Consider the following 14,937-nt stretch of genomic DNA (forward strand, 5'->3'; position numbering starts at 1 on the left):
TTAAAGAAAGATTAAACTAGACCTATCCTTTAACAAGTCTTGTAAAATTGTTTTTATTAAAACTTGCTTGTGACTCTTAACAATGGTAAGTTAAAGAACACACTTTCTAAAAATGACTTAAAATTTACAAAGTGAGAATTGAAATTATACAAAATAAAGCTTAAAATTTGATAAAAATTTTAAGCTTTTGGGTATTTTAAGAAGCTAAGGAATTTTTACGCTTATAACCCATGAGGGCAAAGAAAAGTATGTAAAAATAGCAAAGCATAGGCACTATATAAGAAAGTATTAAGCTGCTATAATCAGCCACCAAGCCCTGAATAGGAGGTATCAAAGCCCCTCCAACTATAGCCATACAAATCACACCTGAAGCTTGCGAGGTAAATTTGCCTAAATTGCTAGTTGCCAAAGAAAAGATAGTTGGAAACATTATGGAATTAAAAAGTCCTATGGCTACAAGGGCGATTACAGCTATATTTCCTCCTGCAAGTATGGCTATTATGGTAAGTAAGATACTCATAATGGCATTAAAGGCTAGACATTTATTAGGGGCGATCTTTCTCATGATAGCTCCTCCAATAAAGCGTCCTACCATAGCCCCACCCCAGTAAAAGGCTATGTATTTTGCCCCTGTAATCTCATCAATATCAGCAATATCCTTAAAAGTAAGGATTAAAAAAGAGCCTATAGAAACCTCAGCTCCTACATAAAAAAAGATCCCAGCAGCACCAAGCACTAAATGAGCGTATTCAAAGACGCTTTCCTTACCATCTTTGTTTTTTTGGCTAATTTCTTCAGCTGTGGCTCTTACATCAGGAAGTTTTAAAAGATAAATCACAATACCAAGTAAAATAAGCACCCCGGCTATGATGAGATATGGAATTTGCACGGACTGTGCTTCCTCAGCCTTGCTTACATACTCAGCTGTTCCTGAGAGTATAAAGGCTGCTCCAAATAAGGGTCCTAAGGTGGTTCCAAGTGAATTAAAGGCTTGTACTAAGGTTAAAGAGCTAGCTTCTTTACCGGGTGAGAGTAAGGTTACAAAGGGATTTCCTGCTGTTTGAAGCAAAACAACCCCACTAGCTAGGATAAATAAGGCTCCTAAAAAGATAGGATAAGAAGCAGTAGAAGCAGCTGGGTAAAATAAAATACAACCAAAGGCTGTTAGCATAAAGCCACAAACCACTCCAAGAGGATAGCCTATCTTAGAAATGAGCTTTCCAAAAAGCCCGCCTGTGATAAAATATGCCCCAAAAAAGCAAAACTGAATTAAGGCTGCTTCAAAATAATTTAACTCAAAAATAACCTTTAAATGAGGTATTAATATATCATTTAAAACCGTAATAAAGCCCATGAAAAAAAACAATGCAGTAAGCGTTGCAAGGGCAAAACTTGATGAAGTTGTCTTCATTTTTTCTCCTTTAAATTTAATTAAAATTTGGAATTAAATTCCTTATAAATCTCGATGAGATGATTAGTAGAGCTATCATGCTCTTTTAAAGCCTTTTCATTATAAAGCTTTGCTAATATGTCTTTGGCTAGTTCTTTTCCAAGCTCAACCCCCCATTGATCAAAGCTATTAATATCCCAAATCACGCCTTGAACGAAAATTTTATGCTCATATAAAGCTATCAAAGAGCCTATATTTTTAGGGTTGATCTCATCAATTAAGAGTATATTACTTGGACGGTTTCCTGAAAAAACCCTATGTGGGGCTAGCTTTTTAGCCTCCTCCTCATTCATACCCTTGGCTAAATTTTCCTCATAAGCTTGCTTAAAATCCTTGCCCATCATCAAGGCCTCAGCTTGGGCAAAGACATTGCTGATTAAAATTTCGTGATGTCCTGGTAAATTTCCTTTCTTACTCAAAGAAACAATCAAATCCATAGGGCTTAGATGAGTTCCTTGGTGCAAAAGCTGAAAAAAGGCATGCTGAGAATTAATCCCCATATCACCCCAAATAATAGGCGAGGTGTCATAATCAAGCCTTTGACCACTTTTGCTAACCTGCTTCCCATTGCTTTCCATATCAAGTTGCTGGATAAATTTAGGAAAATAGCGAAGATGTTGATCATAAGGTATGATTAAATGACTTCCAGCGTCAAAAAAATTAATATACCACACCCCAAGAAGAGCCAAGATAACAGGCATATTTTCTTCAAATTTAGCCCCTGCAAAATGTTCATCCATTAAATGAGCACCCTCTAATAAGAGCTTGAAATTTTCCTTACCCAAATAAATCATAATAGCAAGTCCCACAGCACACCAAAGGCTGTAACGACCTCCTACCCAGTTCCAAAACTCAAAGATGTTCTCAGCTGCTATGCCAAAATTTTTAGCTGCCTGCGTATTAGTTGAAACTGCGACAAAATGCTTAGCTATAAAGCTTTCATCAAGGGCATAATCTAAAAACCACTTCCTTGCTGTAAGAGCGTTTGTTAAGGTTTCTTGAGTGGCAAAGGTCTTAGAAGCTACGATAAAAAGCGTGGTTTGAGGGTGGATATTTTTAAGCACGCCTTGAAGCTGCACCCCATCAACATTTGAGACAAAATACATATTAAGACGGGGGTGTCCGTAGTTTTTAAGAGCCTTGCAAACCATCAAAGCACCAAGATCAGATCCTCCTATGCCAATATTAACTATATCAGTGATGGGCTGGTGGGTATATCCTAGCCACTGACCCAAACGAAGCCTATCAGAAAAGTCTTGCATACGGCTTAAAACCTCGCTTACATTTTTCATAATGTCCTTGCCATCGACATAGATAGGATTTTTCTTATCATTTCTTAAGGCTGTGTGTAGGGCGGCTCTATTTTCTGTGGTATTAATCTTTTCTCCTTGAAACATAGCCTTAATTTTTTCTTTAAGCTTAAGCTCCTTTGCTAGCTCAAAAAGTAAATTTAAAGTATCATCATTTATTCTATTTTTAGAATAATCAAGCCTAAGTCCGCCAAGGCTAAGAAAGTATTTTTTATAACGAAGCTTATCTTTTAAAAAAAGCTCTTTCATGTGTAAAGAACTCATTTTCTCAAAATGCTTTTGAAGTTTTTCAAAGCTTTTAAGCTCCTTTAGACTCATTTTAGCTTCCTTTCTTTAAGATATTTATCAAGGGCAACTGCTACCCCGCTAAGTCCTGGGTATTTTGCTAAGACCACATAAACAGGAATGGCAGCTAAGTAAGCATCAAATCTGCCCTTATCCTCAAAGCGAACCCTAAAAGGAGAGCTTTTAAAATAATCAATAAAGCGAGGTATAATGCCTCCACACAAATACACCCCTGATCTTGCCCCAAAGCTAAGGGCTAAATTTGAAGAAACCGTGCCTAAGATCGCACAAAAAATATCAAGGCTAAGACGGCACAAAGGGGATTTTCCGCTTAAAGCAAGCTCGCTTATTAGCTTTGGGGTCATCTTCATATTTACAACGCCCTCTCTTTCAGCCAAGGCTTCATAAATTAAAACAAGACCAGAGCCACTTAAAAAGCGTTCAGCTGAGACATGACCGTATTTTTTCCTAGCATATTGCCAAATCATAATCTCAGTATCATCAAAGGGGCAAAAGCTAACATGACCTCCCTCTGTTGCTAAGGCTATGTAAGAACCACTTGCACAAGGGATTAAAGCACTTACTCCAAGACCTGTTCCAGGTCCTAAAACAGCCTTTGGAGCATTTGGCTCAGGGCTTTGTCCTCCAATTTGCAAAAGCTCATTTTGAGGCATTTTTAAAATAGCATAAGCTTGGGCGGTAAAATCATTAATCAAAAGCAAGACATCAAGATGCAAGGCCTGTCTTGTGGTCTCAATAGAAAAGGCCCAGTGGTGATTAGTCATTTGTATCCAATCTCCAACAACAGGATTAGCAATGGCAAAGGCAGCAAGTTTGATCTTAGGATTGCCAACCCTTTCTAAGTAAGCCTTAACAGCATCAACGACGCTATCATAATCATTGCAATTTAAAACCTCAATATGCTCGATTAAATCAACAGAACTTTCTATGGCAAATCTAGCATTCGTCCCGCCAATGTCAGCTAAAAGCCTTGGATATAACTTATCTTGAGAAATAGACATAAAGTTGAACCTTTTTTGAATGAAGTATTAAGGATATGGGTAAGCTTTCATCTTCTTTTAAAAGAGCCTTTTCAAGGGTTTTTATTTTTTCTTCCCCACTTATAAATAAAAAGAGTTTTTTACAGGCTTCAAGGGCTTTTAGGCTCATTGAAAGCCTTTTAAAAGGAGCTTTTTTAGGACTTAAAAAAACTATGTTTTGCTCACTTTTAATGGCTTTTTGAAATTCTGGCGCGTCAAAAAATAAAGAAGCACTATGACCATCACTTCCCATTCCAAGCAGGGCAAAATCAGGCTGAATAAATTTAGAATTTGCAAAATGTAAGAGCTTATTTTCATCCACTTCATCAAAATTTGCTAAATTTTCAAGCAAGGGAGTGAAATTTGGCTTTGAAAGAGCGTCTTTGAAAAAATAACTTTTGAGTAAATTTTCATTGCTGTTTTCACTATCCTTTGGGGTAATTCTTTCATCTACCAAGCTAAAATGCACTTTTTGCCATTCTAAATTTTCTTTTTGAAAAAATTCAAAAAAGCTTATGGGAGAACGCCCACCTGAAAGAGCTAAACGCACAAGAGCTTGCTTTTGTAACTTTTCTTTAAGCAAAGCACTTAGCGTTTTTGAAAGCTCTTTAGCGCTTGTTTGATTATCCTTAAATTCTAGTAGTTTAAACACAAAACCTCTTTAAATTTGAACTTCTTTCAGTATAACAAAAATAAGAAAAAAACAAAGGATTTTCATAAAATAAAGCTTAAAAAGCTTTAGTGTGTTTCAAATTTACTCACTAAAGCCAAGTAAAATTTTCTCTTTCAATGAGTTTTATAGCTTCTTTAGGTCCTTTGCTTTTAGCTTTATAATAAAAAAGTGGGGTATTTTCTTTTTGAAAATAAGAAAGCACAGGGTCAAGAAAACTCCAAGCAGCCTCAAGCTCTTCTTTGTGATTAAAATAAGTCGCATCCCCTAAAATCACATCCAAAATAAGCTTTTCATAAGCTTGAACGCCTGAGCTTAAATTTAGCTTTAAAGGCTTTTGCGTGAGGGTATTTTGCCCTGCTGTTTTATGATTAAGATAAAGTAAAATTTGATTTTTAGGCTGGATATTAAGCACAAGCTTATTCACAAAAGCATCTTCTTTAAACTCCACCACCACGCTAACATAGCTTTCATTCATTCTTTTTCCTGTCCTAAGAAAAAAAGGCACACCCTTAAAGCTTTCATCTAAAAGCTCAGCTTTTAAAGCTACAAAACTTTCCGTTTTACTTGAGCTTGGGATATTTTCTTCTTCTAAATAGCCTTTTAAGCCTAAATTTGCAGTGTATTGTGCACGAATGACCTCGTTTTGAAAATCACTAATAGGCTTAAGGCTTTTTAAAATTTCACATTTTGCCTTTCTTATGGAATCTGAATCAAATTTCTTAGGAAGTTTCATTGTGAGTAAGGATAAAATTTGTAACATATGATTTTGCAGCATATCCCTTGAAGCACCCATTTTATCGTAAAACTCACCTCTACTTTCTATACCCAAACTCTCATAAACGCTAATTTGCATACAGGCTATAAATTTATTATTCCAAAGGGCTTTTAAAAGCGGATTAAAAGCTCTTAAATAAAGGATATTTTGTATGCTTTCTTTGCCAAGATAATGATCAATTCTATAAATTTGCTCCTCGCTAAAGTATTTTCCAATAGAAGCATTGATATTTTTACACGATTTTAAATCCACGCCCAAAGGCTTTTCAAGCACGATTTTTACTCTTTTATCATTGAGTGATACTTTGGCTAAATTTTCACAAGCTGGGGTGAAAAAATAAGGAGAAATAGAAAAATAAATAATGATATTTTTTTCATTTTGCAGTAAATTTTCAAGCTCTTCAAAGTCTTTAGAATTAGAAAAATCCATACTCAAATAAGAAATTTGAGAAATAAACTCAGTGTATTTTAAAGAGCTTTTATCTTGGATTTTAGCCTTTTTTTCAAGCTCTTTTAGAAAAGAAGTATTGTCTAATTTGCTCCTACTTGCAGCTAAAATTTTAAATTTAGCCTTAAATTCCCCTCTTTCATAAAGAGCAAAAAGCGAGGGAAAGATCTTTTTCATAGCCAAATCTCCAGTAGCTCCAAACAAAACAAAAACAAAATCTTTCATTACTCTCTCCTTAAAATACTAAGCTTATTAAGCATTTTTTAGCTAAAATATAGCATAATTGTGAAAATAAAAAACAACACTGAGGTAAAAAATGGTGCAAAAAAAACTTATGCAAATCACGGAAAAAATCATCAAAAGAAGTCAAAAAACAAGAGAAGAGTATCTGCAAAGGGTGCATTCTTATAAAGGCAAAATTAAACGCAAGGATTTAGGCTGTGCGAATTTAGCCCACGCTTATGCTTCTGTGCCCGAGCACATAAAAGACAGACTAAAAGAAAATGATAGCTTTAATTACGCCATTATTTCAGCCTATAATGATATGCTCTCAGCTCATCAGCCCTTTAAAAACTACCCTGATATAATCAAAAAAGAGCTTTTTAAATTTAAAGCCTCAGCTCAGTTTGCAGGGGGTGTGCCTGCTATGTGCGATGGGATAACTCAGGGTTATGATGGTATGGAGCTTTCTTTGTTTTCAAGAGATGTTATAGCTATGAGCGTGGCTGTGGGGCTTTCTCATAATGTATTTGATGGAGCGTTTTATCTTGGAGTGTGTGATAAAATCGTGCCAGGTCTTTTAATAGGAGCTTTAAGCTTTGGGCATTTGCCAAGTATTTTTGTGCCATCAGGTCCTATGACAAGTGGAATTTCAAACGATGAAAAATCTAAAACAAGACAACTTTTTGCTGAGGGTAAAATAAGCAGGGATAAGCTTTTAGAAAGTGAAATGAAATCTTATCATAGTGTTGGCACTTGCACCTTTTATGGCACAGCTAATTCTAATCAAATGATGATTGAGTTTATGGGGCTTCATTTGCCAAATTCTGCTTTTATCAATCCAAATACCACGCTTCGCACAGCCTTAGTCCAAGAAGCAGCTAAAATTATGGCTTCACAAAAAATCAAGCCCATAGGAGAGCTTTTAAGTGAAAAAAATATCATCAATGCTATGGTAGGGCTTATGGCAACAGGTGGTTCAACCAATCACACCATACATTTAGTGGCTATAGCAAGAGCTGCTGGGATTATCATAAATTGGGATGATTTTGATAGGATTTCTAAAATTACTCCACTTTTAGCAAGGGTTTATCCTAATGGTAAAGCCGATGTCAATCAATTTCAAGCATCAGGCGGGATTGCTTTTGTTTTAAAAGAACTTTTAGAGGCTGGGCTTTTGCATGAAGATGTTGATACTGTCGTGGGTAAGGGCTTGGAAGCTTACACAAAAGATCCTTTTTTCATAGATGAAAAAGTAGTTTATAAAACCTGTGAGGATAAAAGCAAAAACGAGGACATTATAAGAGGGGTTAAAAATCCTTTTTCGAAAGACGGAGGGCTTAGGATTTTAAGCGGAAACATAGGCAGGGCTGTGATTAAAATCTCAGCCGTAAAAGAAGAGCATCAAATCATCAAAGCCCCAGCTCTTGTCTTTCACTCTCAGCAAGAGTTTTTACAAGCTTTTAGTGAAAAAAAGCTTCAAAAGGACTTTGTGGCGGTTTTAGCCTATCAAGGACCAAGGTCAAATGGTATGCCAGAGCTTCATAAACTCACTCCAGCACTTTCTAGTCTGCAAGATCAAGGCTTTAAAGTCGCTTTAATCACAGACGGCAGAATGTCAGGGGCATCAGGCAAGGTGCCAGCTGCCATACACACAAGCCCTGAAGCCTTGCTTGATGGTAATATTGCTAAGATTAAGGATGGGGATTTAATCTTGCTTGATGCTAAAAAAGGGGTGCTAAAAGCCTTGGTCGATGAGAAAATTTGGCAAAAAAGAAGGGCTAAAAAGCCTAAATTTGAAGAAGTTTTTGGTTGCGGAAGAGAGCTTTTTGCTGGCTTTAGAAAGCTTAGTTCCTCAGTAGAAACAGGGGCTATGAGCTTTGGCGGTATTTATGAATAAGGAGAGAGTATGCAAATTTTACAAAAAAGCAAGATCATACCTGTTTTAAGTATAGAAGATAGCAAAACTTGCCTTGAGCTTGCAAGAGCTATCATAGAAGGGGGGATTGAAATTTTAGAAATTACCCTAAGAACAGAGGCTGCACTTGAGGCTATAAGTATGATTTCTAAGGAGTTTCCAAATGCCTTGGTAGGAGCTGGGACAGTCATTAACGCAAAACAGCTTGAAAGCGTTAAAAAAGCAGGGGCTAGCTTTGCTATAAGCCCCGGGTTAAATTGTAAATTTTTAAAAGAAGCAAGGGATATTGATATAGCTTTAATCCCCGGAATTGCTAGTGCAGGAGAGCTTATGCTAGCCCTTGAATTTGGCTATGAGAACTTGAAATTTTTCCCAGCTGAGGCTATTGGAGGGATAAAGGCTTTAAAGGCTTTGGCAGGTCCTTTCAAGCAGGTTAAGTTTTGTCCAACAGGGGGCATAAGCTTAGCTAATATGAATGAGTATTTAGCTCTTGAAAATGTGCTTTGCGTAGGCACAAGCTATCTTAGCGATCAAAAGATCATAAAGGAGCAAAATTGGCAAGAGCTTAAAAAAAGAAGCAAGGAGCTTTTGGCAAATATAAAAGCCTAAATTATAGGGCTTGTAAAATTTCTTCAAAAGCCGTGCAAAACTGCTTCAAACCATCATCAAGCAAGAATTTACAAGCCTTTTCAAGCTCATCTTGACTTATGTCTTGCTCTAAAAGTTTTTGATGAAGTTCATTAAAACTCAAAGCTTTTTTAAATTTAAGTTCTTGTCCCTTAAAAGCATGCAAAGCATCAAGTGGGGCTGTATTGACACTATCTTCAAACAAAAGCTCTTTAATATAAAAATCTTTTGGCAGATCATCGCCCTTAACTCCTGTGCTTGCAAAAAGCGTGCGGATATTTGGCTCATTTTGGCTATGAATAAAATCATAAGCAAGGCTCGCGGTAAGAATTCCCAAGCTATTTTTATCCTTAACGCGTGAATTTAAAAGCCTATCAAAACGGCTTACAAATACGCTGATAACTGCTTTTGGAGTTCGTTTATTTCCCTTTAAAGCAAAATTATTTTCCCTAAAGGCTTTTAGTCCCTCATTTAAAGCCTCAAAGCACCTTTTAGCCTGATCGTAAGAAAAAATCAAAGTCGCATTGACGCTAATGCCTGATTTCATCAGCTCATACATCGCCTCATAAGAAGCTTGCGTGGCTGGAATTTTCATCATCACATTTGCCTTGCCGATCGTATTATAAAGCCTTTTTGCCTCTCCTGTGCTAAGACTTGCATTATCCCAAAGGCGAGGATCGATCTCAAGGCTAATGAAACCATCATTTTTGGTATAAAAATTTAAGGCAAGTTTATCAGCTGCTTTTGCGATATCTTCTGTGGCTAGAATTTCATAAATTTCTTTTGCTTTTTTGCCCTTTAAATTTGCAATTTTTGCCTTGTAAATGGGTGAGTTTAAGATAGCATTTTTAAAAATGGCTGGATTTGAAGTTGCACCATTTATAAATCCTTGCGTGATAAGCTCTAAAAACTCATTATCCAAAAAGGAATTTTCTATAAAATCGCACCACAAAGAAAATTTACTCATCTTACAACCTCTATAATTTCTTTTAAATCTTTTGTATCTATGCAAATATCAGCTTTTTCTTTTAAGATAGGTTTGGCACAAAAGGCGATTTTAAGCCCACTTTGTTCAAACATGGACAAGTCATTTGCCCCGTCTCCAACGCACATTACTTCTTCATCTTTTAAATTTAAAAAGCATTTCAATCTCTTAAGCATGAGTCCTTTAGAATCACTAAACATCATTTCTCCGCCAACAAGACCGGTTAGGATATTATTTTTATGGTGCAGATAATTAGCAAAGCCAAGATGAAAGCCGAGTTTTTTCATCGCTGGATCAATACCCTCGTGAAAACCTCCGCTAAAAACAACAACCTGAATATTTTTAGACTTTAAAAACTCGATCAACTCAAAGCTTCCATTCATCAAGGGTAGATTATTACTCAAATTTACAAGCTCTTCATAAGGCATACCCTTGAGCAAGGCGACACGCCTACTCAAACTTTCAAAAAAATCAAATTCGCCATTCATGGCTTGGTGGGTGATTTTACTAACTTCATCACCCACCCCATAAGCCCTAGCTAAGATATCGATGGTCTCGCCGTCCATCAGGGTGGAATCAAAATCAAAAACGCAAAGCCTTATCATCAAAACTCGCGTTTAAGCAAGGATTCAACCTTTAAAATAGTGAGGATATTATCATCTCTTTTTCCGATTCCAAAAATCATACCCTTATCCTTGAGCAAGGTTTCAGGCGGAGGATCAATCCTATTTCTATGAATTTTAATCGCCTCAGTAAGCCTATCAATCACAAAACCGGCACTCCCTCCATTGCCTATCTCGTTGCCATCGCCTTTTAAAACGATATAACGAGTTTGAGGCGTGATCTTAGAACTTCCAAGATGAAAACGCTGTGCTAGATCAATCAAAGGCATAACATTTCCACGCATATTAAACACGCCCAAAACATAATCAGGAACACTAGGAACGCGTGTATATTCGATAGGCTTGATGATTTCTTGTATGTTTAAAATAGGAATAGCGTACTCTTCTTCTCCTACCACAAAACCTACAAGCTGAACAACCTCATCTTCTTTTTGTTCCTGAGGACCAGCAACTTGTTTTTGCTGTCTTTGTAAAACTTCATTTAATTTATCACTCATGAGCTTATCCTAATTTCAAATTTTTCTTCACAACATTTTCTAGATATTCTGGAGAATAAGGCTTGGTAATATACTCAGTCATTCCCACTTCAACACCTCTTAAGCGGTCTGTCTTGCTTGTCCTTGAAGTAACGGCAATGAGCGGTAAATTTCGGTATTTAGAATACTTACGGATTTCACCTGCTAAGGTATAGCCGTCCATTCTTGGCATCTCTATATCTATAAGCATGGCATCAATTTCTCTATCGTTTGACTTAACGATCTCAAGAGCTTCAACCCCGTTAGTCGCTTCGATCAAACTTACTCCAAGTGGCTCAAGTGCTTTTTGCATAAGAGTTCTGTCCATTTTAGAATCATCAACAATCAAAACATGATAATCACTTGGTTGTTCTTTTGGCTTTTTAGCAGTAGATTCTATTTGTGCTTTGATATCAACCTTGATTTCCTTTGCTAAATCCATCATCACACCAACATCAATGATCAAAGTTACCCTACCATCGCCTCTAATCGTAGCCCCTGCGATACCTGGGATATTTTGTAAATAATCCCCCATAGACTTAATAACAATTTCTTCTTGTCCTATCAGTGTATCAACGATAATACCAAGCTTACTTTCAGCCACACCAACCACTACGACATAGGTTTGATCTTCGCTCTCTAAAATTTGTTTTACTCCAAAAACATCAGAAAGTCTAACCAAAGAAAGCACTTCATCTCTCAAACGCAAAACATTTTTGCCCTCTATGGTATAAATATCATCGATAGGCACACGCACAGTTTCTAAAACGCTAGCAAGCGGTATAGCATAATATTCTTCTTGAGTTCCAACAAGCAAAGACTGAATGATAGCTAAGGTAAGTGGAATTTTCACTTTTATCACCATACCCTTGCCAAGTTCGCTATCTATCTCTATGATACCATTAAGCTTTTCGATATTGGTTTTTACAACATCCATTCCAACACCACGCCCTGAAACATTAGTAACCTTAGCAGCTGTGGAAAATCCGGGCTTAAAGATCAAAGCATAGGCTTCTTTATCACTCATCTGTTCAGCATCTTTTTCGCTAATAAGATTTTTTTCTATAGCTTTTTGTTTGAGAGCTGAGGCGTCAAGTCCCTTTCCATCATCGGTAATTTCAATAACGATATGATTTCCCTCATTGTAAGCTTTTAATTGGATCAAGCCTTTTTCTGACTTACCCTTTGAAGCACGAGTTTTTGGATCTTCAACCCCATGATCGCACGAATTTCTAATCATATGCATGATAGGATCGCCAATTTCCTCAACGATTGACTTATCAAGCTCGGTTTCTTCCCCTGAAATTTCAAGATCAATTTGCTTTCCAAGCTCACGGCTAAGATCCCTAACAACACGCGGGAATTTGTTGAAAACCTTGCCCACAGGTTGCATTCTTGTTTTCATAACCGCAAGTTGAACATCTGTTGTTATAACTCCTAGGCTTCCTACAACTTGATTTAACTCTTCAAGGAATTTTTCGCCCTCATATCTTTCTTCTACATCATCATAAATTTTTAGTAAGCGGTTTTTACCTAAAACAAGCTCACCGACTAAATTCATCAAGTGATCAAGCCTTTTAACTTCAACGCGTATAGTTTGATCCATAGAAGCACCGCTACCTTGAGCTGGAACTTTCTTAGCAGCTGGAGCTGCACTTTGAGCTGGAGCTGGTTTTGGTGCTGGTGGATTTGTTTTAGCTTTTTCCTCGCGTCTTGCTTGATCTTCAGCCTTTCTAACCTTTAAAAGTCTTTCGATCTCAGCTTCAACCTCAGCATCACTTAAATTATTTACATCAACTTCTGGTTCTTCAGCTTTTACCTCTTCTTTTGGAGCTGGTGTAGCCTCTTTAGGCTCTTCTTTTGGAGCTTCTTCACTTTTAGCAGCAGAAGCACCTGCTGAATCGCCTTCAGAAACAGCCGTAAGTCTTGCACAAATAGGTCCTATATCCATACCAATAGCCGTATCATTGCCATTATCTCTAATGCAATTAAGCAAGGTTTTCATCTTATCAACAGATTCTAAAACCACATCCATAATATCTGGAGTGATCTTTAAATCCCCATGTCTTGCTTTATTAAGCACATCTTCCATGTGGTGCGTAAGTTTTGTTAAAACATCAAAATTTAAAAAGCTTGATGAACCCTTCACAGTGTGTGCAACACGGAAAATACTATTTAAAAGGTCTAAGTCTTCGGGATTTGCTTCTAGTTCTACCAAGTCATGATCGATTTGATCGACAAGTTCAAAGGCTTCAACTAAAAAGTCTTCAAGTATTTCTTGCATATCATCCATCGTCTTACTCCTGCAATGCTTTATGCTCATTTATAATACGAGCAATTTCTGTATAAAAATCATTGGCATCAAATTTAACCAAATAGCCATCGCCACCTGATTCTTCTATGCCTTTTTCACTCATAAATTCATTTGATAATGATGAATTAAATAAGATTGGGAAGTTCTTAAACCTTGGATCTTCCTTAATGCGAGCAGCAAAATGAAAGCCGTCCATTTGAGGCATCTCAACATCAGAAACGATGATTTTAAGATGATTTTTAAGATCTTCTCCATAAAGTCCGTAAAGCTCGTTAAGCTTTTGAATTCCCTCGACGCCATCTTTTGCTTCAACAACTTGTAAGCCCATTTTTTGAAGCATATCTTTAACTCTACGTCTTGCGGTCATACTATCATCAAGTGCTAGAGCAAGACCACTAAATTTTTGCAATTTACTCACATCAACTTCCATTCTTGGAGCGTAAATTCCCAAGTCTTCCACAACGCTTTCAAGATCTAAGATAAGCAAAACCTCATCATTTTCAATACGCGTAACACCAGTGATCTTACCTTTATCAAGAGCTCCTGAACCCGTTGAAAAGGTTGCTGGCTCTATATCTTTCCAGCTAATACGGCGAATTCTTTTAGCCTCATGCACAATAAAACCAATGAGAATATTACTAAACTCGGTAATAATAACGCGTGGTTTTAGCATATCATCTTGTGGCTCTTTGATTTGCATCCATTTAGCAAGATTTACAACCGGAATGACCACTCCACGAAGATCAAAAATCCCCTCGATATAATCAGGCACGCCCGGAAGCTCTGTCAAGGTAGGGATTTTGATGATTTCTCTAACCTTAGAGACATTCACCCCATAAATTCCCTCATAAACCCTGTCAGCACCTTGCTTAAAAATACGGAAATCAACAAGCTCCATTTCATTTGAACCCGTTTTCACGATATTTTCATCAAACATCTTCTTCCTTTAATTTCTTTTCTTGAAATTTGATTTTGTCTGCACATTCTACTATAAAAAAACTTCTCTCATATGCAAAACTTGGCAAATTTATATATTTCACATTTTTTTCATCTAAAACCAAATTTTGATGATAATGCCCCTCCACAACCAAAGTCTTTGAAATAGCGTATTTTTCATATCTTTTGCGGGCTAACTCTTTAAAATTTTCTATAGTAAAAAAAAGATTTTTATGCTTTTGTTTTTTAAAAATTTGCTTTGAAATTTTAAAATTTAGCATTTTATCAAGTATATTTAAAAATGCTAATAAATAATGATTTCTAAGTGCTTTTAGCACAAAGCCAAGTAAGGGAGGTAAAAAAATATCCCCATGCGCAAGACTTAAGCTTTTTATCTCCTCGCATGCAAAATGATACTCTTTCAAAGTCTTTAAATTTTCATCATTTTGATCAAATTTATCCGCATTTAAGATCTCAAATTCACAAAGTAAGGGCTGAGCTTGCAAAGGAAAAACCTGAACTTTCTTAAAAAAAGAACCTAGATTAAAATCGTGATTTCCCTCAAGATAGATGATTTGCATTTGTAGAGCAAGTTCTTCAAGCAAGTTTATATAAGGCTTTGCAAAGTTATGGCTTGCCTCAACCTCGCCCACAAGCACATCAAACATATCGCCCATTAAGATAAGCTGAGGGCTTTCAATTTCTTTATTTTTAAGAGCTTGCAAAAAGTCCCAAAAACCTTTTCTAATGACGCCCTCATGAGCATCGCTGATAAAAATAGCCTTATTTTTTATCTTTAAAATTTCACTCAAATTTAAAA

13 protein-coding genes are annotated in these 14,937 nt (G+C 36.5%); 2 read left to right on the forward strand and 11 right to left on the reverse strand.

The genetic code is table 11. The annotated features are described in order from the left end of the window. Nucleotides 1-196: 196 nt before the first annotated feature. From DMB92_RS04215 to zwf, 5 genes are all read right to left on the reverse strand, one after another. Complete coding sequence (locus DMB92_RS04215) at nt 197-1,411, reverse strand: sugar MFS transporter (protein WP_142681814.1); 1,215 nt, start codon at nt 1,409-1,411, stop codon at nt 197-199. A 20-nt stretch (nt 1,412-1,431) separates the two neighbouring features. Continuing rightward, nucleotides 1,432-3,078, reverse strand: a complete 1,647-nt coding sequence (gene pgi, locus DMB92_RS04220; protein ID WP_142681815.1) for a glucose-6-phosphate isomerase — start codon at nt 3,076-3,078, stop codon at nt 1,432-1,434. Further along, on the reverse strand, nt 3,075-4,061 hold the full coding sequence (locus tag DMB92_RS04225) for a glucokinase (RefSeq protein ID WP_221886250.1): 987 nt from the start codon (nt 4,059-4,061) through the stop codon (nt 3,075-3,077). Before DMB92_RS04225 ends, pgi begins: the two co-directional genes overlap by 4 nt. Beyond that, nucleotides 4,048-4,737: a 6-phosphogluconolactonase gene (pgl, locus tag DMB92_RS04230; RefSeq protein WP_142681817.1), complete on the reverse strand. Its 690-nt coding sequence runs from the start codon at nt 4,735-4,737 to the stop codon at nt 4,048-4,050. Before pgl ends, DMB92_RS04225 begins: the two co-directional genes overlap by 14 nt. A 109-nt stretch (nt 4,738-4,846) precedes the next feature. Then, nucleotides 4,847-6,205, reverse strand: coding sequence for a glucose-6-phosphate dehydrogenase (gene zwf, locus DMB92_RS04235; protein ID WP_142681818.1), 1,359 nt, complete (start codon nt 6,203-6,205; stop codon nt 4,847-4,849). Between the two features lie 91 nt (nt 6,206-6,296). Here zwf and edd point away from each other — a divergent pair, with 91 nt between their 5' ends. Together edd and eda are read left to right on the forward strand one after the other, a co-directional pair. After that, nucleotides 6,297-8,099 carry a phosphogluconate dehydratase gene (gene edd / locus DMB92_RS04240; RefSeq protein WP_142681819.1) on the forward strand — a complete coding sequence of 601 codons (1,803 nt, stop codon included), beginning with the start codon at nt 6,297-6,299 and terminating at the stop codon, nt 8,097-8,099. 9 nt (nt 8,100-8,108) lie between these two features. Continuing rightward, nucleotides 8,109-8,726 (forward strand): bifunctional 4-hydroxy-2-oxoglutarate aldolase/2-dehydro-3-deoxy-phosphogluconate aldolase, encoded by a 618-nt coding sequence (gene eda, locus DMB92_RS04245; RefSeq protein WP_142681820.1) that lies wholly within the window; start codon nt 8,109-8,111, stop codon nt 8,724-8,726. Nucleotide 8,727: 1 nt separating this feature from the next. Here the strand turns inward: eda and DMB92_RS04250 are convergent, their stop codons facing one another. The 6 genes from DMB92_RS04250 to DMB92_RS04275 are packed head-to-tail and all read right to left on the reverse strand — an operon-like array spanning nt 8,728 to nt 14,920. Beyond that, complete coding sequence (locus DMB92_RS04250; protein WP_142681821.1) at nt 8,728-9,711, reverse strand: transaldolase; 984 nt, start codon at nt 9,709-9,711, stop codon at nt 8,728-8,730. After that, a complete protein-coding gene (gene serB, locus DMB92_RS04255) occupies nt 9,708-10,334 on the reverse strand; it encodes a phosphoserine phosphatase SerB (protein ID WP_142681822.1) in 627 nt (208 codons plus the stop codon). The genes DMB92_RS04250 and serB overlap by 4 nt, the downstream gene beginning before the upstream one ends. Next, complete coding sequence (locus tag DMB92_RS04260) at nt 10,334-10,849, reverse strand: chemotaxis protein CheW (protein WP_142681823.1); 516 nt, start codon at nt 10,847-10,849, stop codon at nt 10,334-10,336. Before DMB92_RS04260 ends, serB begins: the two co-directional genes overlap by 1 nt. 4 nt (nt 10,850-10,853) lie before the next feature. Then, entirely contained in the window at nt 10,854-13,160 is a 2,307-nt protein-coding gene (locus DMB92_RS04265; protein WP_142681824.1) for a chemotaxis protein CheW, read from the reverse strand. 4 nt (nt 13,161-13,164) lie between these two features. Further along, nucleotides 13,165-14,118 (reverse strand): chemotaxis protein, encoded by a 954-nt coding sequence (locus DMB92_RS04270; protein WP_142681825.1) that lies wholly within the window; start codon nt 14,116-14,118, stop codon nt 13,165-13,167. Then, on the reverse strand, nt 14,111-14,920 hold the full coding sequence (locus DMB92_RS04275; protein WP_409513392.1) for a UDP-2,3-diacylglucosamine diphosphatase: 810 nt from the start codon (nt 14,918-14,920) through the stop codon (nt 14,111-14,113). Before DMB92_RS04275 ends, DMB92_RS04270 begins: the two co-directional genes overlap by 8 nt. Between the last annotated feature and the right edge of the window lie 17 nt (nt 14,921-14,937).

It is taken from the genome of Campylobacter sp. MIT 99-7217, assembly GCF_006864365.1.
In the GTDB taxonomy this organism is placed as follows: Bacteria; Campylobacterota; Campylobacteria; order Campylobacterales; family Campylobacteraceae; genus Campylobacter_D.